At 73.9% G+C, this 24905-nt stretch carries 20 protein-coding genes; 10 read left to right on the forward strand and 10 right to left on the reverse strand.

The window, feature by feature from the left end:
* Positions 1-280: 280 nt before the first annotated feature.
* From IE108_RS05355 to IE108_RS05380, 6 genes are all read right to left on the reverse strand, one after another.
* The gene (locus IE108_RS05355; protein ID WP_064729492.1) at positions 281-1321 is read right to left on the reverse strand and encodes a BMP family lipoprotein; all 1041 of its coding nucleotides are present in this window, start codon (positions 1319-1321) and stop codon (positions 281-283) included.
* A gap of 193 nt (positions 1322-1514) precedes the next feature.
* A complete protein-coding gene (locus tag IE108_RS05360) occupies positions 1515-2753 on the reverse strand; it encodes a M20 family metallopeptidase (RefSeq protein ID WP_064729491.1) in 1239 nt (412 codons plus the stop codon).
* 257 nt (positions 2754-3010) lie between these two features.
* Positions 3011-4078 carry a hypothetical protein gene (locus tag IE108_RS05365; protein WP_064729490.1) on the reverse strand — a complete coding sequence of 356 codons (1068 nt, stop codon included), beginning with the start codon at positions 4076-4078 and terminating at the stop codon, positions 3011-3013.
* A gap of 52 nt (positions 4079-4130) precedes the next feature.
* On the reverse strand, positions 4131-5069 hold the full coding sequence (locus IE108_RS05370) for an N-acetylneuraminate synthase family protein (protein ID WP_064729489.1): 939 nt from the start codon (positions 5067-5069) through the stop codon (positions 4131-4133).
* Positions 5070-5081: 12 nt separating this feature from the next.
* Positions 5082-6365 carry an N-acylneuraminate cytidylyltransferase gene (locus IE108_RS05375; RefSeq protein ID WP_064729488.1) on the reverse strand — a complete coding sequence of 428 codons (1284 nt, stop codon included), beginning with the start codon at positions 6363-6365 and terminating at the stop codon, positions 5082-5084.
* Positions 6366-6445: 80 nt separating this feature from the next.
* Positions 6446-7786 carry a DUF6716 putative glycosyltransferase gene (locus tag IE108_RS05380; protein ID WP_064729487.1) on the reverse strand — a complete coding sequence of 447 codons (1341 nt, stop codon included), beginning with the start codon at positions 7784-7786 and terminating at the stop codon, positions 6446-6448.
* Between the two features lie 198 nt (positions 7787-7984).
* Between IE108_RS05380 and IE108_RS05385 the strand changes: the two genes are divergently transcribed.
* The 6 genes from IE108_RS05385 (at position 7985) to IE108_RS05410 (ending at position 16711) form a co-directional block, all read left to right on the forward strand.
* Entirely contained in the window at positions 7985-8959 is a 975-nt protein-coding gene (locus tag IE108_RS05385) for a glycosyltransferase family 2 protein (protein WP_064729486.1), read from the forward strand.
* Positions 8956-10290: a polysialyltransferase family glycosyltransferase gene (locus IE108_RS05390; RefSeq protein WP_064729485.1), complete on the forward strand. Its 1335-nt coding sequence runs from the start codon at positions 8956-8958 to the stop codon at positions 10288-10290. The genes IE108_RS05385 and IE108_RS05390 overlap by 4 nt, the downstream gene beginning before the upstream one ends.
* Before the next feature lie 476 nt (positions 10291-10766).
* Positions 10767-12032, forward strand: a complete 1266-nt coding sequence (locus tag IE108_RS05395; protein WP_064729484.1) for a hypothetical protein — start codon at positions 10767-10769, stop codon at positions 12030-12032.
* On the forward strand, positions 12029-14245 hold the full coding sequence (locus IE108_RS05400) for a polysaccharide pyruvyl transferase family protein (RefSeq protein WP_189397580.1): 2217 nt from the start codon (positions 12029-12031) through the stop codon (positions 14243-14245). Before IE108_RS05395 ends, IE108_RS05400 begins: the two co-directional genes overlap by 4 nt.
* Before the next feature lie 123 nt (positions 14246-14368).
* Complete coding sequence (locus IE108_RS05405) at positions 14369-15334, forward strand: glycosyltransferase family 2 protein (protein ID WP_064729482.1); 966 nt, start codon at positions 14369-14371, stop codon at positions 15332-15334.
* 3 nt (positions 15335-15337) lie between these two features.
* Positions 15338-16711, forward strand: a complete 1374-nt coding sequence (locus IE108_RS05410) for a polysialyltransferase family glycosyltransferase (RefSeq protein ID WP_064729481.1) — start codon at positions 15338-15340, stop codon at positions 16709-16711.
* Positions 16712-16754: 43 nt separating this feature from the next.
* Here the strand turns inward: IE108_RS05410 and IE108_RS05415 are convergent, their stop codons facing one another.
* Complete coding sequence (locus IE108_RS05415) at positions 16755-17846, reverse strand: acyltransferase (protein WP_064729480.1); 1092 nt, start codon at positions 17844-17846, stop codon at positions 16755-16757.
* A gap of 298 nt (positions 17847-18144) precedes the next feature.
* Here IE108_RS05415 and IE108_RS05420 point away from each other — a divergent pair, with 298 nt between their 5' ends.
* The 3 genes from IE108_RS05420 to IE108_RS05430 all read left to right on the forward strand — a co-directional run bounded on the left by IE108_RS05420 (position 18145) and on the right by IE108_RS05430 (position 21246).
* The gene (locus tag IE108_RS05420; protein ID WP_064729479.1) at positions 18145-19026 is read left to right on the forward strand and encodes a class I SAM-dependent methyltransferase; all 882 of its coding nucleotides are present in this window, start codon (positions 18145-18147) and stop codon (positions 19024-19026) included.
* Between the two features lie 40 nt (positions 19027-19066).
* Positions 19067-20197, forward strand: a complete 1131-nt coding sequence (locus IE108_RS05425) for an acyltransferase family protein (RefSeq protein WP_064729478.1) — start codon at positions 19067-19069, stop codon at positions 20195-20197.
* An 86-nt stretch (positions 20198-20283) separates the two neighbouring features.
* Positions 20284-21246: a class I SAM-dependent methyltransferase gene (locus IE108_RS05430; protein WP_064729477.1), complete on the forward strand. Its 963-nt coding sequence runs from the start codon at positions 20284-20286 to the stop codon at positions 21244-21246.
* A gap of 49 nt (positions 21247-21295) precedes the next feature.
* Here IE108_RS05430 and IE108_RS05435 read toward each other — a convergent pair whose 3' ends face one another.
* Positions 21296-21946, reverse strand: coding sequence for a TetR/AcrR family transcriptional regulator (locus IE108_RS05435; RefSeq protein WP_064729476.1), 651 nt, complete (start codon positions 21944-21946; stop codon positions 21296-21298).
* Between the two features lie 72 nt (positions 21947-22018).
* Between IE108_RS05435 and IE108_RS05440 the strand changes: the two genes are divergently transcribed.
* Entirely contained in the window at positions 22019-23434 is a 1416-nt protein-coding gene (locus IE108_RS05440; RefSeq protein ID WP_064729475.1) for an FAD-dependent oxidoreductase, read from the forward strand.
* 13 nt (positions 23435-23447) lie between these two features.
* Here IE108_RS05440 and leuE read toward each other — a convergent pair whose 3' ends face one another.
* Positions 23448-24101: a leucine efflux protein LeuE gene (gene leuE, locus IE108_RS05445; protein WP_064729474.1), complete on the reverse strand. Its 654-nt coding sequence runs from the start codon at positions 24099-24101 to the stop codon at positions 23448-23450.
* Between the two features lie 96 nt (positions 24102-24197).
* Positions 24198-24905 (reverse strand): methylmalonyl-CoA mutase family protein (locus IE108_RS05450; RefSeq protein ID WP_229851628.1); only part of this gene is annotated, 708 nt, incomplete at its 5' end.

Here is a 24905-nt window from a genome sequence, read left to right on the forward strand (position 1 = left end):
TCTGGTGCTCCTGTCGTACGAGCGCCGGGGACGGTTCGGCTGCGGCGCTGGTTTCGCCGCAGATTAACGCGCGTAGACCTGCCTGAAAACCCCTTCTGTCCACCTTGTTATCCGCCCGTGAGCTAGGGGCCGCGGCCGGGGCCGAAAGGCTTGCCGGACGCAAACGGAGGGTGGCGGAGGGTGACGTCCCGGCCCGTTGGCGGGGCCGGCCGAGGCATGCGGAAGCGGGCGGGCACCCGGGGCGCCCGCCCGCTTCGACGTCGTGCCGTACCGGTGCCTTCTACTCGGTCTTCACCTTGATCGAACCGCCGGTGATGCCCTCCTTGGCCTTGGCCACGGCGTCCTGCGCGCCCGGGATCCCGGCGAACTTCGGGTTGCTGTCGGACAGGCCCACCCCGTCCGACTTCAGGTCGAAGGTCTGGGTGCCGGTCAGCGGCTTCTCGTCCTCGACGGACTTGGCGAGCGCGTAGACCGCCCCGTTGATGTCCTTGAGGGCGGAGGTCAGGATGTAGTCCTTGTAGGCCGCGAGGGCCTCCTGCTCGTACTGGTCCGAGTCGACGCCGATGGCCCAGACCTTGGCCTTGGCGGCCGCCTCGATCACGCCCTGCCCGGACAGCCCGGCCGCCTGGTAGACGACGTCGGCCTTCTTCTCGATCTGGCCCTCGGCCGCCGCGCGGCCCTTGTCGGGGCTGGAGAAGCCGCCCTCCTCGGCGGTCTGCGTCAGGTACTGCGAGATGACCTTGACCTTCGGGTCGGTGTCCTTGACGCCCTGCTCGTAGCCCGCCTCGAACTTGTGGATCAGCGGGACGTCCACGCCGCCCACGAAGCCCACGGTCTTGGTCTTGGTGGCCTTGGCGGCGGCGACGCCGGCGAGGTAGGAGGCCTCGTTCTCGGCGAAGACGAGGGACGCCACGTTCTTGCCCTCGACCACGGAGTCGACGATGCCGAAGGTGGTGTCCGGGTACTTGGCGGCGACCGCCTTCATCGCCGGGCCGTACGCGAAGCCGACGCCGATGACCGGGTTGTAGCCCTGCTTGGCCAGGGAGGTGAGCCGCTGTTCCTTGTCGGCGTCCGTCTCACCGTCGGTGGGCTCGATGTCGGCGGTCTTGTAGCCGAACTCCTTCTTCGCCCGCTCCAGACCGGCGTACGCGGCGTCGTTGAAGGACTGGTCGCCCTTGCCGCCGATGTCGTACGCGATGGCGAGGCCCTTGTCGTCCTTGCCGTCGCCGCTGTCGCTGCTGGTGCCTCCGCAGGCGGTGGCGGCGAGTGCGAGCGACGCGGCCCCCACCGCGACGCGGATCAGTCTCGATGTCCGACGCATCTGAAGTTCCCCATTCTCCAAAGCCCCGCAGCGGGCGCTCGGTTCGGCGCACATTAACGCGCGTAGAACCTCCTGGGAACGGGGTTCCGCAGGGCCGTTACCCATTCGTGCCGATGGCCGGTTACGGCCTTGTGAACGACCGGATCGAACGGCCGCGAATGGGGCGCCGGGGCGCGGGGCGGGCCCGCGCCGCTCAGTGCACGGCGTCGATCAGGGCCGCCGCGGTGAACATCTCCACGCCGACGGTGATGGCGTTCTCGTCCACGTCGAAGTCGCCCTGGTGCAGGTCGCGGATGGTCCGCTCGCCGGGCGGGCGGACGCCGAGGCGGGCCATGGCGCCGGGCACGTGCTCCAGGTACCAGGAGAAGTCCTCGCCGCCCAGGCTCTGCTCGGTGCTCTCCACGGAGTCCGTGCCGAGCCGGGCGATCATGGCGGTCTGGAGGAGTTCGACGCTGGTCACCTCGTTGACCACCGGCGGCACCCCGCGCACGTAGGTGATCTCGGACTTCGCCCGGTACAGGTTGGCGATCTCGTCGATGGCGCCCACTACCAGATCGGGGGCCTGGCGCCAGGCGTCGAGGTCGAGGCAGCGGACGGTCCCCGCGAGTTCGGCGTGCTGCGGGATGACGTTCGGGGCGTGGCCGGACTCGATCCGTCCCCAGGTCAGGGCGAGGCCGCTGCGGCTGTCCACGCGCCGGGCGACGAGCGAGGGCACGTCGGTGACCACCCGCGCGGCGGCGGTGACCAGGTCGGTGGTCAGGTGCGGGCGGGCGGTGTGGCCGCCGGGTCCGTCGAGGGCGATCTCCAGCCGGTCGCAGGCGGAGGTGATGGGCCCCACCCGCAGTCCGATCCGCCCGGCGTCCACCCGGGGGTCGCAGTGCACGGCCAGGATGCGGCGCACCCCGTCCAGGGCGCCGCCCTCGATGGCGTCGGCGGCGCCGCCGGGCAGCACCTCCTCCGCGGGCTGGAAGACCAGCCGCACCGGCCGGGGCAGCAGGCCCCGCTCGTGCAGGGCGGCGAGGACGAGACCGGCGCCGAGGACGACGGTGGTGTGCACGTCGTGCCCGCAGGCGTGGGCGCGGTCGGGCACCTGGGAGCGGTACGCGCACTCGCTCTTGGTGTCCGGGATGGGCAGGGCGTCGATGTCGGCCCGCAGCGCGAGCATGCGCGGCCCGCCGGACCATACGCCCGACGCGTTGTTGGTGCCGATGTCGCAGACGAGCCCGGTTCCGACGGGAAGCACGCGCGGCTTGAGGCCGGCCCGTTCGAGCCGTTCCTTGATCGCGGCGGTGGTCCGGAACTCCTGGTTGCCCAGCTCGGGGTGCATGTGCAGGTCGCGGCGGAACGCCACGAGCTCCGCGCGCAGCGCCTCGGGCAAGGTACCGGGAAGCTGCGCTTCCGCTGACGGATCGGCCTCGGTCTCACGGGACATCAGTTGCTTCACCCTCTGAAGGGTAGGACGCCGGGGCGGTCAACTGTCCCACGATCAACAAAATTTCAGCCCGTTAGGGGAAAGAAAGTTGGCCGCTCGGCGCATGGCTCTCAACGGGGGTGGGTACACTCACCCGCTTCTGGCCTCGGCACCCGGCTCCGTCTTTTCTGTTTACTTGCTCCCCTCACGGATACCACGGTACGGCTGAGCCACGCTGGACCGTCCACGTGAGCTGGGCCGCGCGGGGCCCACGCCCGCTACCCCGCGCTCGCCACCGCCGACAGCCGGTGGACGTCGCGCGCCGAGCCGGTGACCCCGGACAGGAAGCCCCTGGCCCGCGGCGACGCGTGCTCGGTGAGCCAGGCGGGGTCGATGTCGCAGACCGCGACGCGCACGTCGGTGCCCGCCAGGGCCAGCGGGAGGGTGTGCACGACGGTGGAGGGGAAGCTGACGACCGTTCGGCCGATCGGGCCGCGGCGGGCGATCAGCTCCAGCGGGAGGTCGGGGCGGACGATCTGCAGGCCCGTCTCCACGGCCAGCCGGTGCAGCTTCTCGGCGCTCTCGCGGCGGTGGGCGAAGTAGCGGGCGGCCCCGTGCGCCTTCGCCAGGCCGCGTACGGCGTCCAGGTAGCGGTCGGCCTCGACCACGCCCGTCTCGACCAGGGAGGTGCCGACCATGTCGGCGCCCTTGGTGATGCGCGGCGGGCCGAAGCGGGCGCGGGTCCAGGCGAAGTCGTTCGCGGTGACGGTGACGCCGTCCGGGACGTCCTCGATCGGCATCGAGGAGAAGACCGAGACCTGCCGGCCGGGGGTCGGGGTGAGGCGGTGCCGGGCGGACCGGGAGACGGGTGCGAAGAGCAGGTCGCGCGGGCCGGGCCGGCTGCCCTTGCGGTGCCAGCGCACCAGGCGCTCGCCGTGGGCGAGCTGGGTGACGAACTCCATCGTGGCGGTGCCGTCGTCGACGACCACGAGGTCGTGGGCGCGGGTGATGGTCAGGAGCAGTTGGACGTAGCGGGAGAACGGGTCGCCCATCACGACCCGTTCGGCCTGGCGCAGGGCGGTGGTGAGGCCGCCGACCGTGCGGAAGGGGGCCGTGGCGCCGCCCCGGGCCTCCTCCCAGCGGATCGTGTGGCCCTCCTTGCGGGCCAGTTCCGCCATGCGGCGCAGCTGGCCCCGGGTCATCGGGTCCACCGGGGACAGCACCACGAGGGTGAGCTCCGCGCCGGGTGCGCGGGTGTGCGCCCACTCCAGCACGTTCAGCAGTTGTACCGGGCTCTCGACGAAGGCGAGAGTGCGGGGGCCGGCATTCCCGGCGCGGGGGCTCATCGGCGTACGACCGTCCCGTGGTGAGGGCCTGGTGGGGTGGTGGGGCCTGGTGTCAGACGTTGACGGGCTCGCCGGCGGCGTCGGCGATCTCCGCCTCCGCGACGACGCCGGTGACGCGGCGCAGCTTCTTCATCGGGCCCAGCTCGGACTCGTAGACCTTCTTGACGCCGTCGCCGAGGGAGGCCTCGATGGTGCGGATGTCGCGGACCAGGCGGGTCAGGCCCTGCGGCTCGACGGAGGCGGCCTGGTCGGAGCCCCACATGGCGCGGTCGAGGGTGATGTGGCGCTCGACGAAGGTGGCGCCGAGGGCGACGGCGGCGAGCGTGGTCTGCAGGCCGGTCTCGTGGCCGGAGTAGCCGATCGGGACGTTCGGGTACTCCTGCTGGAGGGTGTTGATGACCCGCAGGTTCAGCTCCTCGGCCTGCGCCGGGTACGTCGACGTGGCGTGGCACATCAGGATGTTGTCGCTGCCCAGGACCTCGACCGCGTGGCGGATCTGCTTCGGGGTGGACATGCCGGTGGAGAGGATGACGGTGCGGCCGGTGGCGCGCAGGGCGCGCAGCAGCTCGTCGTCGGTCAGCGAGGCGGAGGCGACCTTGTGGGCGGGGACGTCGAACTTCTCCAGGAAGGCCACGGCCTCGGTGTCCCACGGGGAGGCGAACCAGTCGATGTTCTTGGTCCTGCAGTACTCGTCGATCTGGCGGTACTCGTCCTCGCCGAATTCCACGCGGTGGCGGTAGTCGATGTACGTCATCCGCCCCCAGGGGGTGTCCCGCTCGATGTCCCACTGGTCGCGCGGGGTGCAGATCTCGGGGGTGCGCTTCTGGAACTTGACGGCGTCGCAGCCGGCCTCGGCGGCGGCGTCGATCAGCTTGAAGGCGTTCTCCAGCTCGCCGTTGTGGTTGATGCCGATCTCGCCGGTGACGTAGACGGGGCGGCCGGGGCCGGCCTCGCGGGTACCGAAGGTGCGGATGCGGGAGTTGGTGCTCATGACAGCGGTTCCTTACCTGGGCTGGGTGATCGTGGGGGTGTCGAGGGAGTCGGGGGTGTCGTGGGAGTCGAGCGAGGGGCCGAGCAGCCAGCTCGCGATCTCCCGGATGGCGCCGTCACCGCCGGGGACGGTGGTGACCGCGCGGGCCGCGCCGCGTACGGCGTCGTGGGCGCTGGCGACCGCCACGGGCCAGCCGACGAGGGCGAAGCACGGGAGGTCGTTGACGTCGTTGCCGACGTAGAGCACGCGTTCGGGCGCGATGCCCTGCTCCTCGCACCACTGCTTGAGCGCGAGGTCCTTGCGGTCGATGCCGTGCAGCACGGGGAGCTTGAGCTTGCGCGCGCGGGCGGCGACGACCGGGTTCACCTCCGTGGACAGGATCAGCATCGTCAGGCCGCTGCGGCGCAGGGCCGCGATGCCGAGTCCGTCGCCGCGGTGCACGGAGACGAACTCCCGTCCGTCGGAGTCGATCAGCACCCGGTCGTCGGTCTGGGTGCCGTCGAAGTCGAGGACGACCGCGTCGATGTCCCGCGCGGTCGGGAGGGCGCCGGGCCGGGCGGCGTCGAAGTGCGGCGCCAGGGCCCGGGCGCGGGCCAGGTCGTGCGGGTCGTCGATCTCCAGGACGCGGGCCGGGTCGGTGCGGACCAGTTCGGTGCGGCCGAAGAAGCGGTGCCCGTGCTTGCGGAAGCCGGGGGCGGCCATGGCGTAGGCGGCGCCGGTCTCCAGCAGGTCCTGGGGGCGGTCCTGGCGGCGGGGGCGGTACGACTTGTCGTGGTTGACGCCGTAGCCGCCGTCGGCCCCTTCGCCTTCGGCCTCGTCGCCGCCGTCGCGCCACACGAAGCCGTGGAACGGCGCCACCGTCACCGCGGTGTCGGCGCCGGCCTCGGCGACCGCGCCGGCCACCCCGTCGATGTCCTCGCGGACGATGAAGGGGCTGGTGCACTGCACGAGCAGCACCACGTCGACGGCGGAGCCGTGCAGCGCCTCGTGGGCGTCCATGGCGTGCAGCACGGCGGCCTCGGAGGTGGCCGTGTCGCCGGCGATGGCGGCGGGCCGCAGCACGACCTCGGCGCCCGCCTCCCGGGCGGCCGCGGCGATCGTCTGGTCGTCCGTGGAGACGACGACGTCCGTCACCAGGCGGGCGGCCCGGCACTCGCGCACCGCGCGGGCCACCAGGGGGACGCCGCCGACGGGGGCGAGGTTCTTCGCGGGCACTCCCTTGGAGCCGCCGCGCGCGGGGATCACCGCGAGCACCCGGCGCACCGAAGCGCCCTGGCCCGCTTCCGGGTTGGACATGGGGTCTGCTCCTTGCGCAGGGATGTGTGCGGGGACGTGTGCGGGGGCGGAGGCCGTGGTGGCCGAGGCCGTGGGCGCCGTCACAGCTCCCCCATGCGGCGGATCACCGGGGCGACGCGCTGGACGCCGTGGCGGTAGGCGCCGCGGGCCGCGCGGCGCACCACCTGGCGGACCGGGCCGGGCTCGCGGTCGGCGGCCGGGGCGCCGGGCAGCGGGGTGCCGTCGGTGCCGAGGTGGTGGCGGGCGAGGATGCCGGGCAGGTAGCCGGGGGCGGTGACGGGTGTGTAGTACGGGGTGAGCGGCGGCAGTCCGCCGGAGTGGCCGAGCAGGGCGGCGATGCGGTCGCGGGCCGCGGCGAAGGCGGTCGCGTACTCGCCGTCCGCCGCGACGCCCTGCCGGGCCACCCACCCGGCGTCGGGTTCGGGGCGGTGGCCCTCGTCGAGCTGGTCCCAGGAGGCGAGGCAGCCGGAGCCCACGAAGTGGTGGTTGCCGAGGGTCTCGCGGACGCCCAGGTCGGTGAGGACGACCGTCGGGATGCGCCGGTGCAGGGACTCCAGGGCCGCGGTGGAGCTGATGGTGACCAGCAGGTCGGTGCGGTCCAGGACCTCGCCCATGTGCCCGTAGACCAGGCGGAAGTTGGGCGGCGGATCGGCCCGCTGCACCAGCTTCTGGTACGGCAGCTCCTCGATGTGCGTGGTGTGCTCGCCGGGCTTGGAGCGCAGCTTGAGCAGCACCTCGCGCTCGGGGTGCCGGCGGGCGTGCCGGATCAGGCGTTCGAGGAGGTACGTGCGGTCCTTGCGGCTGTCCGGCACGGAGGGCTGGGCGGCGAAGACCACCGTGTAGGGGCGGTCGGTGCCGGCCGGTTCGCCCGCGTACTCGGCGCCGCCCAGGAAGGGCAGGGCCACCTCGGTCACGGCTCCGGCGTCGGCGCCCACCCCCTCGTACACCGACCGGAAGCGCTCCGCGTCCTGGCGGGAGTTGGCGAGGACCAGGTCGGCGCCGTGGCGCAGCAGCAGGCCGTCGGCGAGCTTCTCGTAGACGACGCCGACGTAGCCGGTGACGACCACGGGCCGGTCGGCGCGCTCCCGCCAGAGGCGGCCCAGTCCGTGCAGCATCGCCTGGACGCCGCCGCCGACCAGGGCGAGGACGAGGACGTCGTAGGACTCCTCGCCCGTCGCCGCCTCCATGGCGCGCAGGAACTCGACGGCGGTCACCTCGCGGAGGGAGTCCGCGGTGACGCCGACCTCCCGCAGCTGGCGGGCGGTGGGGGTGGCTCGGCCGCGCAGGAGGTAGCCGTCGAGGCGGATGTCCTCCGATGCCGCGGGTGAGATCCGGGTCGCGGTGAGCGCGCCCCATTTCCACCGGGTGTCGGAGTCCGCCAGGACGGCGACTCGCAGGGCCTTCGTTGCACTTGCTGGCACGTCGTAGACGCTAGGAAGGCATTTCTAGGAACCGCCCAACCGGAATCCAACAAAGGGTGAACAGCACATCGCCGAAAGGGGAATCAGGTCGCCCGGCGCCCGTAAGAATGTTCGCTTCACTGCTTCGCCACGCCGCGTTCACCTCACATCAAGGCGGCGGTAAATCCGAATGCCGGACCGGCGCATAACGTCGCTCACGTGCCCAAGCTCTCCGTCATCGTGCCGTTCTACAACGTTCGGCAGTACGCACCAGACACCCTGCGGAGTCTGCGCGCAAACGCGCGGGACGACTTCGAATTCATTCTCGTCGACGACTGCTCGACCGACGGGACCGCGGACCTCCTCGCCCGCGCCGAGCGCGAGCTGCCGGGGGCGGTGCTGGTCATACACGAGAAGAACGGCGGCCTGGCGACCGCCCGCAACACCGGCATCGACCGGGCGCGCGGCGAGTACGTCGCCTTCCTGGACGGCGACGACTGGCTGGCGCCGGGCCACTGCGCCCGGCTGGTGGCCGCGATCGAGGGCCTGGACGTCGACTTCGTGCGCACCGACCACGTGCAGTGCACGGGCCGGGCGCGCACCCTGCACCGGGTCCCGCACGGCCGCCGCAACGTGGCGATGCGTCCGCGGGACGCGATCCTGCCCGCGCACCGCTCGACCTCCGTGGACTACGCGTACGCGTGGGCGGGGATCTACCACCGGCGGCTGGCCGAGCGGGGGCTGCTGCACTTCACCGACGGGCTGCGCACGGCCGAGGACCGGCCGTGGATCTGGAAGCTGCACCGGGAGGCGGACTCCTTCGCGGTGACCGGGCTGCTCGGCGCCTTCTACCGGCGCGGGGTGGCGTCCTCGCTCACCCAGATCGGTGACGTCCGCCAGCTCGACTTCATCCGCGCCTTCGACGAGGTCGTCGCGGGGGCGGCGGCCGACCCGGACGCCGAGCGGCTGGTGCCCAAGGCGGTGCGGACGTACTGCGCGATCATTTCCCACCATCTCGGTTCCGTCGAAAGGTTCGAGCCTGCCGTGGCCCGCACACTCAAGGAGATGAGCGCGGCGGCGCTGCGGCGGATGCCGCAGGACGCGCTCGACGTCGCGCTCGGGTCGATGGACGCCGAGCGCGCCACGCGACTGCGGCGGCTGCGCCGGCGCGCGGGGACGGGGGCGGCGGCGTGACCACGCAGATCTTCCTGGCGTCGACGCTGTACGGCACGGCGACGCTCGCGGCGGCCCTGGACACCGGTCGCTTCGCCCCGGCCGACCGGCGGATCCTGCTGGTCTCCAACAACGCGGCGACGCCCGAGACGGCTCCGTCGGTCGACCGGATGCCGGGCTTCGAGCGGCTGCGCGACCGGTTCGACGACGTGGTGTCGTGGAACGAGACGATCTTCCCCTTCCACCCCGGCGGCTGGTCGCCGCGGCTGGACGACGTACCGATGTGGGAGCGCCACCTGCGGCTGGCCTGGGGCATCGGCGACGACGACGTGGCGCTGGCCGTCGAGTCGATCCAGGTGCACCCCGCGCTGGGCGTGGCGCAGATCTTCACCGACGCGCCGCTGACGGTCTACGCGGACGGGCTGATGAGCTACGGGCCGACCCGGATCAAGCTGCCCCCACTGGTCGGCACCCGCGTCGAACGGCTGCTCCACCTGGACCTGGTCCCGGGGCTCGCGCCGCTGCTGCTGACGGAGTTCGGCGTCGAGCCGGAGATCGTGCCGGCCCCCGCCTTCACGAAGGTGCTGGCGGAACTGGCGGACACCGGCGCGGGACTGCCGGACGTGGAGCGGCCTGCGGTGCTGCTCGGCCAGTACCTGTCGGCGCTGGGCGTGCTCTCCGCCGACGAGGAGGAGGACCTGCACGTCCGGATGCTGACCGGCGCGGCGGCGCTCGGGCACACCCGTGTGGTGTTCAAGTCGCACCCGACGGCCCCGGCCCGCTTCACCCGCACCCTGGAGCGGGAGGCGGGCAGGCTCGGCGTCGAGCTGAGCGTGGTGGAGACGCCGGTCCTCGCGGAGGTGCTGTTCCAGCGCAGCCGCCCGGCGCTGGTCGTCGGCTGCTTCTCCACGGCGCTGCTCACGGCGTCCACGCTGTACGGGCTGCCGGTGGCGCGCGTCGGCACGGAGACGCTGCTGGACCGGCTGACGCCGTACGAGAACAGCAACCGCGTCCCCGCGACCCTGGTGGACGCGCTGGTGCCGGACCTGTCCGACGCCGCGGCGGTCGCCGAGGGCGGGCCGGGCACCGACGCCGAGGAGCTGACCGGGCTGCTGCGGGCCGTGGGCTTCGCGATGCAGCCGAGGGTCCTGCCGGAGCTGCGCCCCGCCGCCGAGGAGTACCTCCGCACGAGCCTGACCCCCCGCACCTGGCGCTACTTCAAGAAGCGCCGCCTCACCTCCCTGGGCCTCCCCGGCGGCATCCCGGCCCGCCTGGGCTTCCTCCCCCACAACTCGACGGCCCGCAGGGTGGTCCGCCGGGCCCGGGCGATCCGGCGGTCGATGGGACGGTGAGGGCGCCGCGGGTGGCTGGGGGGTGTCCGCGCCTCCGGGCCCGCACCCCCTGCCGTCCGGAGTCTCGGGCGCCGCACCCCCGGTGAGGACACCCACTCCACAGCCCCCGGCACCGGGCACGGGGCGCCGCGTCCGCCCGCGCGGACCCACGCCGACACCCGGGCACGACAGGACCGCGCCGGGACGGCCTGCGCGCCCCGACGCCGGCCGGGAGGGGGCCGCACCCCCGGTGAGGACACCACGCCACAGCCCCCGGCGCCGGGCACCCCGGGACGCCCGCCCGCCCGCGCGGACCCGCGCCCCGCCCGAGCACCGCGCCGGGCCGTACGCCTCGCATGCCCGCCGGGAGCGGGTCGCTCCGGTGCGGGCGCGGCCTCCTCGGGAGGGTGAGTGTTCACCCGGTGTCCGTCCCAAGGACACCCGCCGCGCGTTGGGCTGGGGCACATTCGGGCTCCGGTCGGAGAACGGTGGAGCGGATGACGAAACCCCTGGCGGGACTGTTCCGGGCACGGCAGAAGGACGCCGCCGGGCCCGCCCTGTACGCGCGCGGCCTGCGCCTGTGCGGTGAGCACCTCGCCGGGGAGGGCGACGCGTCCGGTGGCCCGCAGGTCCGGCTCACCCGGGCCATCGGCGCCTTCGCGGCCGCGCTGGACAGCCCGTCGGCCGACCCCTTCGACGCCCTGCTCCAGGTGGGCGAGCGCGCGCTGGAGACGGGCGGCGAGCGCGGGCTCGGCCTCGCGCTGGGCCTCGCCGAGTCGTCGGCCGCGATCCGGCAGCGCTCCAAGGGCGCCTGGCGGCTGCGCGGCCTCGCGCTCGACGGACTCGGCCGCGGGGACGAGGCGCTGCCGTGCTACGAGCGCTACGCGACGCTCCTCGGCGATGCCCCGGCCGCGCCCGAGGTCGCCCGCCGGATGGACACCCTGCGCCGCCGGCGGGCCTGCCTCGACGAAGCCGTGGCCCTCTTCCCGGAGCGGGGCGCCGGCCTCGCCGCCCTGCTCGCCGGGCCCACCGCGACCACCGCGGCCGTCGAGCCCCGGTTCGCCGCCTTCGTACGGGAGCGCCTGGCCGAGCACGGCCCGGGCGACCCCGCCGTGCGGCGCCTGCTGGAGCTGTACGGCCGCCACCGGCGCCTGGTCGAGCAGAGCGCCGTACCCGACCCGCTGCTCGGCGGCACCGTCCCGGTCGGCGTCTCCGGCCTGCGGGGCCTGGTCGCGGGACGGACGGTGTGCGTGGTCTCGAACGCCGGGGACGTCGCCGCCGGCTCCCTGGGCGCCGAGATCGACGCCTACGACCTGGTGGTGCGCTGCGACGGCTACCGCCTGCGCGCCGAGGGGACCGGCGAACGCATCGGCCTGCACGCCGTCACCCTGCGGGGCGCCGCCCCCTGGGCCGAGCCCGCCTGGGCGCGTCCCGCCGGCGTCCGGCTGGTGTTCGGCGACCCGGCCGCCGACTGGCGGCGCGCCGTCCGGACCCGGCTGGTGCCCGGGGCGCAGGAGCACGTCGGCGACGCCTCCCTGCGCCGGCCGCTCGGCGACCCGGCGCTGCTGGGCGAGGGCGGCTGGGAGGCGGCGACGACCACCGCCTTCACCGTGCTCCGGCTCCTGGACTTCCTGGACGCGAGCCCCCGCCTGGACCTGATCGGCTTCACCCTGCCCGGCCGGCTGCGGCCGAGGGAGGCCGAGTGGGTCATGGACCGCGCCACGCACGTGGACGACAGCAAGATGAGGATCGCCCTGCGATGACCCACCCCACCTCCGCGGACGACCGGAGCACCGTCACCGGCAGACGCCGGATCGCCTTCGCCGTCCACGCCGACCGGGAGGGCCTCGACGGCCTCCCCACCCTGATACGCAGCCTGGTGCTGTCCAACCCGGGGGTGTGCGAGGACTTCGTGGTCCTCCATCCCGGACTGGACGACGCGGAGTTCGACGCGCTCCGCCCACTGCACCCGCGCCTGGTCATACGCGGCGCGGCGGACCGCGGCGACGCGCTCCGGCTGGAGGGCTACGACACGGTCGTCGTCCTCGACCCCGGCATGGTCGTCCTGGGCGATCTCGGCGAGCTGCTGCGAATGCGCCACGGGGTGGCCGCGGTGCCGCAGTGGACGGATGCCGGGCCGGACGGGGAGCGTCGGGAGGTGCGGCCCGAGGGGCTGTTCGTCGTCCAGCGCGCGGACCTGGACGACGCCCTGGCCGCCCGGCTCGCGTCCGGCGGGACCGTGGCACCGTACGGCGCCCTGACCCCGCTCGACGCGCGGTACGACTTCCCCGCCCGCCGCCTCCACGACGACCTGCCGGTGCCCGAGGACGTCGTCGTGCTGCGCTTCGCGGGGCCGCCGGACGCCCCCGGGTACGGCCCCGCGAACGCGGCGCGGCGCCGCTTCGAGCTGGGCGACGAGGAGTTCCGCGCCGCCTACCGCGCCCTGCGCGGCCCCAAGCACCCCGACCTGGTGGCGCACTACGCCCCGCCGCTGCTCGCGGCCCGCCCCTCGCTCGACCTGGCCCGCACGGTCGCCGACGTGTACCGCGGACAGGGCCGCTACGACGAGGCGGTCGAGGTGCTCGCGCCCGTCGTGGCGGACCGCCTGGACGCCCCGCGCTGCCACGAGACCCTGGGCGTCTGCCTGATGGCGCTGTCCCGCTACGACGAGGCCGAGGCGCACCTGCTGCTGGCGGCCGCCTCGCCCGGCCTCGCGCCGCGCGCCTTCGCGCAGCTCGCCCGGCTGGCCTGGCTCCTGGGCCGGGAGGCGGACGCGCACGCCTACGCCCGCGAGGGCCTCGCGGCCGACCCCACCGACGCGGGCTGCCACGCCTGGTACGTCCGCACCCGGGCGCCGGAGCCGGAAGTCACCGCTCCCGAGCCGGACCCCGCCGGACAGCTCGCGCACGTGGCGCTGTTCGCCGAGGGCGACGAGAACGCCGGCGACAAGGTGCTGCCCGAGGCCGTGCGCATGTGCTTCGGCGACGACACGGGCCCGCGTCGCTGGTACGCGCAGCCGGTGCACCGGCTGGTGGACGAGGCGGCGCTGGAGCGGCTGAACGCGCGCCGCGGGGTGGTCGTGGGCGGCGGCGGGCTCTTCCTCCCGGACACCTCCCCCAACGGCAACAGCCACTGGCAGTGGAACGTGCCGGACGACGTGCTGGCCCGCGTCACCGCACCGCTGGCGGTGTTCGCGGTGGGCTACAACGTCTTCGACGGCCAGCTCTACCGGCGGCGCCGGTTCGCCGAGAGCCTGCGGGTCCTCGTGGAGCGGTCGGCGTTCTTCGGGCTGCGCAACCACGGCTCCATCGACCGGGTCCGCGAACTGCTCCCCGCCTCGCTGCGCGACCGGGTGCGCTACCAGCCCTGCCCGACGACGGTCGCCCGGCACCTGCGCCCGGGCGTCTTCGAGGCGGCCGAGCGCTCGGACACCGTCCTGGTCAACTGCGCGTACGACCGCGCGGGCCTGCGCTTCGGACACGACTACGGGCACTTCCTGGCCCAGACGGCCCTCGCGCTCGGCGCCCTGCGGGAGCGGGCGGACGTGCGGTACGCGGCCCACATGCCGGCCGACGAGCGGTTCGTGCACGACCTGCGCCGGGAGCACGGCATCGCCCTGCCCGTCGAGCGGCTCCACACGATGTCGAACGACGACGTCCGCGACCTGTACGCCCGGGCCCGGCTGGTGATCGGCATGCGCGGGCACGCCGGCATGATCCCCTTCGGGTGCGGGACCCCGGTCCTGAGCCTGGTCTCGCATCCGAAGCTGGCCTACTTCCTGTCCGACATCGGGCGCCCGGAGTGGGGACTGTCCGTGCACGACCGGGAGCTGGGCCCGCGCCTGGCGGAGCGGGCGGCCGCGGTGCTCGACGACCACGCGGCGGCGGTCGCCGACGTGCACGGCGCGCAGGAATTCCTGTGGAAGACGACGCAGTCGAACCTCCAGGAACTGCGCGGCGTCTTCGGTCTCGCCTGAATCACCAAGAATTCACTTCCACCGCGAACGGAGTTCGCTTTTCCGCGCCCGAGTGGACACCGGCGGCTTCGGGCGCGTCGTTAGCCTGTTCCAATCCCCGACCTTCGAGCGTGAGAGGCCCGCGTGCCGAAACTGTCCGTCGTCGTCCCCATGCACAATGTGGAGATCTTCGCCGAGAGCACTCTGAGAAGTCTCGCCAACAACGCGGACCCGGACTTCGAGTTCCTGCTCGTCGACGACTGCTCCACGGACGCCACGTCATGGATGGTCGACCGCTGGGCGGAGAGACGCTCCGACACCCGGGTGATCCGGCACGAGACCAACCGCGGCATAGCGCAGGCCCGCAACAGCGGCATCGACGCGGCCCGCGGCGAGTACGTCACCTTCCTCGACGGCGACGACTGGTACGGGCCCGGCTACCTGAGCGAACTCGTGCGCGAAATCGACGCGTTGGGCTGCGACTTCGCCCGCACCGACCATGTGCAGGCCACCGGCACCGAGCGGGTGATCAAGCGGCCGCCGGCGCCGGTGCGCAACACCGTGATGGATCCGCGCGACGGCATCGCGCCGCCGCACGTGGAGACGATGGTCGACTACCCCTTCGTCTGGGCGGGGATCTACCGCCGGCACCTCTTCGACGACGGCGCCATGCGCTTCGCGACCGAACTGCGCACCGCCGAGGACCGCCTGTGGATCTGGCGCCTGCACCTGAAGGCCCGCTCCTACGCGTCCCTCGGGCTGCACGGCGTCTTCTACCGGCGCGGCGTCGCCACCTCGCTCACCCAGATCAAGGACTCCCGGCAGCTGGACTTCATCCCGGCCTACGACATGCTCCTCGCGGACCTGCTCGCGGACCCGGAGGCCGAGCGCTTCCTGCCGAAGGCCGTGCGGACGTACTGCGCCATGATCGCCTTCCATCTCGGCAAGGTGGACGAGTACGAGTCCGCGGCGGCGCAGCGGCTGCGCCGGGAGGCGCGGGACGCGCTGCACCGCATGCCCCAGCACGTGCTGGAGGAGACCCTCCGAAACATCGACAGGACTCGCGGCAGGCTGCTCGGACGCCTGCGTGACGGGCGGAAGGCTGCCTGACCCATGCCCCACACGACCTCCACGCCCCACCGGACCCAGATATTCCAGGTCTCCACCCTGTACGGGGCGGCCACTCTCGCCGCGGCACTCGACGCGGGCCTGTTCGGACCGCGCGACGAGGCCCGGCGCGTGCTGCTGGTCTCGAACAACGCCGCGATACCGGAGACCGCGCTGCGCCTGGACGAGATGCACGGGTACGGGCGAATAACCGGCCGCTTCGACTCGGTCGTCAGCTGGAACGAGGCGATCCGCCCGCACCACCCCAGCGCCTGGGGCCCGCGCGGCAACGACACGACCCTGTGGCAGAAGGCCTTCCGGCTCGCCTGGGGCATCGGCGAGCGCGACCAGGTCGAGCTGGCGGTCGAGTCGATCCAGGTCAACCCGGCCCGCGCGCTGGCGGCGATCTTCTCCGAGAGCAGCGTCCACGTGTACGCGGACGGCCTGATGAGCTACGGCCCGACCCGCGAGAAGCTGCCGCTGACCCTCGCGAGCCGCGTCCGGCGCCTGCTCCACCTGGACCTGGTCCCGGGCCTGCGGCCGCTGCTGCTGTCCGAGTACGGCGTCGAGCCCGAGATCGTCCCCGACGAGGCGTTCCGCGCGGTGCTCGACGAGATCTCCCGGGACGCGGCCGACGACCCCGAACTCGCCCCCGTGATCCGAGAGAAGCCAACCGCGGTGCTGCTCGGCCAGTACCTGGCGGCGATCAACATCCTCACCGCGCGCGAGGAGGAGGACCTCCACGTGCGGATGCTCACCGGGGCCGCGCGGGCCGGCCACCGCTCCGTCGTCTTCAAGCCCCACCCGACGGCCCCGGCCGGCTACACGGCGGCCCTGAGCAAGGCGGCGGCGGACGCGGGCGTACGGCTGACCGTGCTGGACGCGCCGCTGCTGGCCGAGACGCTGTACGACCACTGCGCGCCCGAACTCGTCGTCGGCTGCTTCTCGACGGCGATGGTGACCGCCTCCGCCTACTACGACGTGCCGGTCGCCCGGCTGGGGACGGCGCTGGTGATGGAGCGGCTCAAGCCGTACCCGAACAGCAACCGCGTGCCGCTGGCCGTCGTCGACCACCTGGTGCCCGACCTGGAGCGCGGCGGGGAGCCCGCCCGCATCGGCGCGGCACCCGAGTCGCTCTCCCCGCTGGTGCGGGCGATCGGCTTCTGCATGCAGCCCAAGACGTACGCGGAGCTGCGCGAGCCCACCGAGGCCTGGCTCCGCGCCCATCTGGCCGGCAGCCCCGCCTACTACTTCCCCGAGCTGCGGCTGACCGAGCTGGGACTGCCCGGCAGCCGGCCGCAGCTGCGGGCGAAGCTCCAGGTGCGGCGGGCCCGGCGCGTGGTGCGCCGGGCGGTGCGGCGCGGCGCCGGCCGGAAGTGACCCCGGCGGGGCCGCGTCCGGCGACGGCGCGCGGCCCCGCCGCTCAGCCCAGCCAGCGGCCCAGCCTCAGCCGCGTCCACAGCAGGGCGGCGGCGAAGGACAGCACGACCGTCGCCACCGTCAGCCCGGCGAGCCCGCCCACCGCGCCGGCCCAGCCCGCGTCCGCGGAGACGACGCGCGGGGCGAGCGCCTCCAGGAAGACCAGGTGGACCAGGTAGGCCCCGAAGGAGGCCCCGGCGAGCCGGGTGAGGAGCGGCCGGAACCGCTCGGGCACCGTGATCCGGTTCAGGGCCGTCAGCAGGGTGCCCGCCAGCAGCGCCACCACGAGCGAGGCGTACGGGCTCGGGAAGTGCACCCGGTGCTCGTAGACGGCGACCGCGGCCCACGCGCACAGCCCGGCGGCCAGCCACAGCAGCCGTCGCCCGCGGCCGGTGACGGCGGAGCCCGGCAGCGAGAGCAGCACGGCCCCGGCGACGGCGTACGCGATCTGGTAGACGCCGAACTGCCAGGCGAACGGCGGGACTTGGATGTCCAGAAGGCGTCCGAGGTCGCCGAGTGCGGTCGGCGCGAGGGCGAGCGCCAGCAGCGCCGCGCCCGCGCCCCAGGGGCGTTTGCCCGCCCGGACCAGGACGGCCACCGACAGCAGCAGGATGACGGGGACGTAGGCGTACAGGTACCAGAGGTGGAAGGCGGGCCGGACGGAGCCGAACACCGCGTCCACGGCGAGGTCGCGCACCGGGTCGGTGTGGGCGTCCCGCACCCGGTCCCACAGGAGGTACACGACGGTCCACACGGCCATCGGCACGACGATGCGGATCAGCCGTTTGCGGAGCTGGCCGCCGTCGCGGGGCGGCGCGCCGCTCAACACGACCCACCCGGCGATGGCGAAGAACAGCGGCACGGCGCAGCGGCTCAGCGCGTCCCCGGTGAGGGCGGTCCAGTAGACGGGCCCGCCACCCTCGGGGGTGCGGTCCACGGCCTTCATGAGTTCGCCCGCGGCGTGGCAGACGATGACCCCGACCGAGGCGAGCACACGGAGGAGGTCGATGTCGTACCGGTGCTCCCCGCGGACGCGCGGGGGCGGTGCCCCGGCTGCGGCGGGGGCGGGGGGCCGTGTGGAGTCGGCGGCGGTCAGGGGCTCGGCGGCGATGGGTGGTCACTCCCGGATAGGACGCGCGGGGACATCGGTGCAGGCTATGAGCGCGCCGTGAGCGCCGGGAAGCCGTGCCGGATGAACATCGGCCACCTGCGGGTGACCTTCCGGTGAACGCCGGGAGACGTCATCTCCAGGCCGCCCGGAGTTCCGCGAAAGTTCGCCCGGCGGCCCGTTCGCGGGGCGCGCTTCCGGCCGGTGACCTCCCTAGTCTGGCCCCACCCCACAGGCGTTCCCCGTACCCACATGCACCTCCCTGACGGATCGAGGTCGTTGGCCCATGAACAGCCGTTCCCTGCTCCGCACTCCGGTCTCCCGGCGCCTGCTGCGCCCCGTGGCCGACCTGATCGACCAGCGCATCGACCGGCGCGTGCGCACGGCGCTCCGGGAGGCCACACCGCACCGGCTCACCTGCGAGCTGCTCGGCGCGGACGGCCGGGGCCTGTCCCGGGTACTGGCCGAGGGACCGCTGAAGCGGCTGCTCACCGAGGTCGAGGCACTGTCCGGCGACCGCGCCGCCGCCACCCGCAACGTGACGACCGCCTACCGTCTCCTGATCGCGCTGGAGTCCCTCGGCGTGGGCCGGATCGCGGGCGGCACCATGAACATCTGCGGCAAGCTCGCCACGGTCCCGCTGCTGGGTCCGCCGAACGACGAGGTGCTGGAGATAGGCACGCTCTACGGCATGTTCTCCACCGGCCTGGTCCGGATGCTGGAGCGCGACGGCCGCAGCCCGAGCCTGACCATCGTCGACCCGTTCGCCGGGGTGCAGCTCCAGCCCGGCACCACCGTGCGCCCCGACCCGACGGGCACCCCGGTCGACGAGCACGCCGTGCGCACCAACCTCGCCCTCGCCGGCCGGGCCGGGGCCGACGCCCGCATCCGGCGCGGCTACTCCGAGGACCCCGAGACCCGGGCGGCCGTCTCGGACCGCGCCTACGGCGTGGTCGTCGTCGACGGCGACCACTCGGCGAAGGGGGTCCGCCGGGACCTCCAGTGGGCCGAGGAGATCGTCGCCCCCGGCGGGATCGTCGTCCTGGACGACTACGGCGACCCGAGCTGGCCGGGCATCAAGGAGGCCCTGGACGACCACCTGGCGGACGGCACCCGTTTCACCTACCTGGGCAAGGCGGCCCACTCCGCCTTCCTGCGGGCGTCCTGAGCACCGACGAACGAACGGCACGGCCGGGGAAGCGGGAGCAGTGAGCGACACGGTCGTGGGCACGCCGGCGGCGCGTCCCGCCGGGGGGACCGCGCCGGCCCGTGACACGGGGGTGAGGGGCGGCCGGCTGCGTGCCCTGGACGGGCTGCGGCTGGTGGCGGCGCTGATGGTGGCGGCGTACCACTACGGCGGGCGCGGGGGCAGCGTGACCGAGGCCTGGGGCAGCTCGCCGGAACGTCAGTTCCCGACCCTGCACGGCCCGCTGTCCTACGGCTGCCTCGGCGTGCAGTTCTTCTTCGTGATCAGCGGATTCGTGATCTGCATGAGCGGCTGGGGCCGTTCCCCCGCGTCCTTCGCCGCCTCCCGCGCCGCGCGGCTGCTGCCCGCCTACTGGGCGGCGGTCGTCCTGGTGGCGGCGGTGTTCGCGCTGCCGGTGGTGGCCTGGGACGCGGTGCCGGCGAGCGACGCGCTGGTCAACCTGACCATGCTCCAGCAGCCGCTGGGCGCCGACCGGGTGCTGGGGGTGTGCTGGACGCTGTGGGTGGAGGTCCGCTTCTACGCGCTGTTCGCGCTCTGCGTCGTCCTGCCGGGTGCGAGCCGCCGGCGCGTGGTGGTCTTCTGCGCCGGCTGGCTGGCCGCGTCGGCGCTCGCGCGCGCCGCGCACGAGCCGCTGCTCGACCTGGTGCTGATGCCGGAGTACGCGCCGTTCTTCGTCGGCGGCGTCGGCCTGTACCTGGTCCACCGCGACCGGCGGGACGCGCACGCGTGGGGGATCGTCGCCGGCGGCTTCCTCGTCGGGCAGCACCACGCGGTGCGCGCGCTGTCGAACACCGCGGACCCGCACACCTTCGCCCACCGCACGGTCCTCGGCGTCGTCCTGGTGGTCGCCGTCGGCTTCGCCGCGGTCGGGGCGGTGGCGCTCGGCCTGCTCGACCGGTGGAACGCGCCCTGGCTCACCGTGGCCGGGGCGCTGACGTACCCGTTCTACCTGGTCCACGAGCACCTCGGGTGGGTGGTGATCCACGCCCTGCACCGGGGTCTGGGGGTGCCGTCCGCGGCGACGCTCGCGCTGACGGCCCTCGGGATACTGGGGCTGGCGTGGCTGCTGCACCGGTGGGTGGAGCGGCCGCTGACGCCCTGGCTGCGGACCGTCTTGACGCGTACGCCTTGAGCGATCCGTGCGATTCGTGGGATTTTCCTTCCATCGGATTGCGCGCGCCGATCCCCTTTCCGGCCCCGAGAAGGCATCCTCCCCTCATGGCCACTGCGCAAGAGACGCACAAGTACCCCGGTGAGCTGAACGACGTCCCCGGCTGGTTCTGGCCGCTCGACCAGGTGCTGTTCTCCTGGTTCCTGGAGCGTCAGGAGAGCCTGGACACCCGCGGCGACCTGCTGGAACTGGGTGCCTACCTGGGCAAGAGCGCGATCCTGCTCGGGCACCGGCTGCGGGCGGGCGAGACGCTGACCGTCTGCGACCTGTTCGGGGCCGAGCCGCCGGACGCGGCCAACCGGGCGGAGGCGGCGAAGTCGTACTCCTCCCTCACCCGGCAGGCCTTCGAACGCAATTACCTCTCCTTCCACGACACCCTGCCCACCATCGTCCAGGCCCCCAGCTCCGCGATCGTCGACGAGGTGGCGCCGGGCAGCTGCCGCTTCGTCCACATCGACGCCTCGCACCTGTACGAGCACGTCGAGGGCGACATCGGCGCGGCCCGCGACCTGCTCGGGCCCGACGGGATCGTCGTCCTCGACGACTTCCGCAGCGAGCACACCCCCGGTGTCGCCGTCGCCGCCTGGGAGGCGGTGCTCAACCGCGGGCTGCGCCCGATCTGCCTCAGCAGCCAGAAGCTGTACGGCACCTGGGGCGACCCGGAGCCGGTCCAGGAGGCGCTGATGGCGGCGCTGCGCGGGCGCGACGACATCGCGGTGACGGTGGAGCGGGCGGCGGGCCACCGGCTGGTGCGGACCCGCGCCAAGATCAAGCGGCTGAGTCCGCCCCCGCTGCCCGTCTCGCGGTACCCGGCACCCGCCGCGGAGCCGGAGGCGCGGCCCGCCGACCCCGCGCCCGTGCCGGGGCAGGGCGCCCAGTCCCGCACCGCCCGGACCCCGCGTCCGCCTCGCCCGCGCGACCGCACCCGGCGGCTGGCCCTGGACCTGCTGCCGCCGCTGGTGACCCGCGCGGTGCGCCGGTACCGGGCCGCCCGGCGGGCCGGGGCCTGAACGGGCCGGGCGACCCGGGACGGCCGATGCCTGAGGCGGGCCGGCCGGCTCAGTCCAGGCCGTAGGCCGTCCCGATCCCGGTGATCACCAGGGCGAGCGCTTCCTCGAAGTGCCGCTCGTAGTCCGTGAAGATCTCCGCGCCCGCCGCGGCCGTCAGTGGATAGGCGGCCAGCAGGCGGGCGCGTTCGTCCACGTCGAAGCCCTCCCGGCGCTCGCCGGGCAGCGGCTGCACGCCCTGCTCCTCGGTGACGAAGCCGAGCGTGAACAGGTACGCCGTCGTGCTCGCCCGGGCCGCCTGGGCGAGGGTGAGCCCGGCGGCGGTGAACAGGCGCAGCGTGTCCTCCATGTGCTCGGCGTGGACCGCGCCGGTGAAGCGCGAGCCGCTGAAGACCCTGGCGCCGTCCCGGTAGCCGAGCAGGCTCGCGCGCAGGCCCCGGTTGGTGCGGAGCAGCCGCTCCCGCCAGGTGTCGGCCGGGTCGAGCGGGGTCTCCGCCACCATCCGCCGGTACATCTCGGTCGCCATCTCGTCGAGCAGGGCCTGCTTGTCCTTGAAGTGCCAGTAGAGGGCGGGCGCCTTGACGTCCAGCTCCCGGGCGATGGCGCGCAGGGTCAGGCCCTCCAGGCCGACCTCGTTCAGCAGTCCGAGCGCCGTGTCCGCGACCCGTCGGCGGTCCAGGGGGGTGCGTCGTTCCGTACTCACGCTTGACAGCTTAACGGCGTTAAGTCCATCCTCGGAGCCATCGAGCACTTAACAACGTTAAGGAGTGTGCCCGTGGACACGGACGTTCTGGTCGTCGGCGCCGGACCCACCGGTCTCGCCCTCGGCATCGACCTGGCCAGGCGCGGGGTGGACGCGCTGGTCGTGGAGCGCGCCGGGGCGCTGTTCCCCGGTTCGCGGGGCAAGGGCATCCAGCCGCGCACGATGGAGGTCTTCGACGACCTCGGCGTCGTCGACGCCGTCCACGCGGCGGGCGGGACCTATCCGGTCGGCATGGTCTGGCGGGACGGCGAGCGGGTCGGCGAGCACCGGATGTTCGACCCGGCCGAGCCGGGCGAGGGCTCGCCGTACGACGCGCCGTGGATGGTCCCCCAGTGGCGGACGCAGGAGATCCTGGCCGGGCGGCTGGCGGAGCTGGGCGGCGGGGTGTCCTTCGGCCGGGAGGTCACCGGCGTGACGCAGGACGCGGACGGCGTCACCGCGCACCTCGCCTCGGGTCCGGCCGTCCGGGCCCGATACCTGGTCGCGGCGGACGGCGGTCGGTCGGCGGTGCGGCGCGCGCTGGGCGTCGGCATGACCGGCGAGGCCGTCGACCCGCACCCGACCCTGGTGGCGGACGTCCGGATCACCGGCCTGGACCGCGACAACTGGCACATCTTCCCGCCCCGCGAGGGCGACGAGGGCGTCGGCTTCCTCGCCGTCTGCCCGCTGGCCGGCACCGAGGACTTCCAGGTGGTCGCCCGGTTCCCCGAGGGCACGGCGGTCGACCTCACCCCGGACGGGATCCGCGCGGTCGTCGCCGCCCGCTCGCACCTCGCCCCCGAGGCCGTCACCGAGGTGCGCTGGGCCTCCGACTTCCGGCCCCGCGCCGCCCTGGCCGACCGCTTCCGGGCCGGCCGGGTCTTCCTCGCCGGGGACGCGGCGCACGTGCACTCACCGGCGGGCGGCCAGGGCCTGAACACCAGCGTCCAGGACGCCTACAACCTCGGCTGGAAGCTGGGCGCCGTCCTGCGCGACGGTGCCCCGGAGGCGCTGCTGGACAGCTACGAGGCGGAACGGCGCCCGGTCGCCGCGCAGATGCTCGGCCTGTCGACCGGCGTCCACCGCGGCGAGGTGCGGCGCGGGGACGCGACCCGCCAGCTGGGGCTCGGCTACCGCGACTCGGCCCTGACCGCGGAGACGCGGGCGGCGGTCCCCGAGGGTGCGCTGCGGGCCGGCGACCGCGCGCCCGACGGGAAGGTGGACGGCGTGCGGCTCTTCGACGCGTTCCGGGGACCGCACTGGACGCTGCTGGCGCTGGGCGCGGAAGCCCCCGCCGGGCCGGGCGGAGCGGTGCGGGTAGTGCGCGGGGAGCCGCACCCGGCGTACGGCACGGGCCTGTTCCTCGTGCGGCCGGACGGGTACGTCGGCTGGGCCGGCGACACCCCGGCCGGCCTCGGCGCCTACTGGGCGCGCTTCGGCCGGTCGTGAGGGCGGGCGGCGGTCACGCGCTCGCGACGGACAGCTTCACGGCGAAGCCCAGGAACAGCGCGCCGGCCGCCGAGGTGGCCCCCGCCGAGAGCCGCTTGCGGCGCCGGAAGGCGGCGGCCAGCCGTGTGCCGCTGAAGATCAGGGCGCTGAGGTAGAGGAAGCTGGCGATCTGCGCGAGGACGCCCAGCACGACGAAGGACAGCGCGGGATGGGCGTACCCCGGGTCGACGAACTGCACGAAGAAGGCGACGAAGAACAGGATCGCCTTGGGGTTCACCAGGCTCACCACCAGCGCCCGGCGGAAGGGCCGCTCGTCGGCGCCGCCCGCGAGGGCACCGGTGTCCCGCGCGGCCTGCTCCCGGCGCGTGCGCCACATCCCCCACGCGGCCCGCAGCATGCCGACCGCCATCCAGGTGAGGTACCCGGCACCGGCGTACTTCACGATGCCGAACAGCACCGCGTTGGCCTGGAGCAGCGAGGCGACCCCGGCGGCCGACAGCGTCATCAGCACCGTGTCGCCGCACCAGACGCCGGCGGCGGCCGTGTACCCGGCGCGCACACCGCGACGGGCGGCCACGGAGAGGACGTAGAGGGAGTTGGGCCCGGGCAGCAGGATGATCAGGGCCAGGCCCGCGAGATAGGTGGGGAGATCGATGACGCCGAACATGGGCGGAGTGTCGCACGAAGTGACGGCACTCCGCCCGGGTGTTCCAGTGGCCGAGAACGACCGGCCCCGTTGGCCGGAAATCGGCGGCCGACGGTGTCAGAAGGCGTCCGAGGGGACGTAGGTGCCCCAGACCTCGCGCAGGGCGTTGCAGACCTCGCCGACGGTGGCGCGGGCGCGCAGCGCGTCCTTCATCGGGTAGAGGACGTTGTCCTCGCCCTCGGCGGCCTTCTTCAGCGCCGCCAGCGCGGTGTCGACGGCCTGCTGGTCGCGTTCGGCGCGCAGCCGGGCGAGGCGTTCGGCCTGCTGGGCCTCGATGGCCGGGTCGACCCTGAGGGGCTCGTACGGCTCCTCCTCGTCGAGCTGGAAGCGGTTGACGCCGACCACGACCCGCTCCCCGGCGTCGGTCTCCTGGGCGATGCGGTAGGCGGAGCGCTCGATCTCGCTCTTCTGGAAGCCGTGCTCGATGGCGTTGACCGCGCCGCCGAGGTCCTCGACCTTGGCCATCAGCTCCAGCGCCGCCGCCTCGACGTCGTCGGTCATCTTCTCCACGACGTAGGAGCCGGCGAACGGGTCGACGGTCGCGGTCACGTCCGTCTCGTAGGCCAGCACCTGCTGCGTGCGCAGCGCCAGGCGGGCCGACTTGTCGGTGGGCAGCGCGATGGCCTCGTCGAAGGAGTTGGTGTGCAGCGACTGCGTCCCGCCCAGCACCGCCCCCAGACCCTGCACCGCCACCCGCACCAGGTTCACCTCGGGCTGCTGCGCGGTCAGCTGCACCCCCGCCGTCTGCGTGTGGAAACGCAGCAT

The sequence above is a fragment of the Streptomyces parvulus genome (assembly GCF_014648855.1).
GTDB lineage: Bacteria > Actinomycetota > Actinomycetes > Streptomycetales > Streptomycetaceae > Streptomyces > Streptomyces parvulus.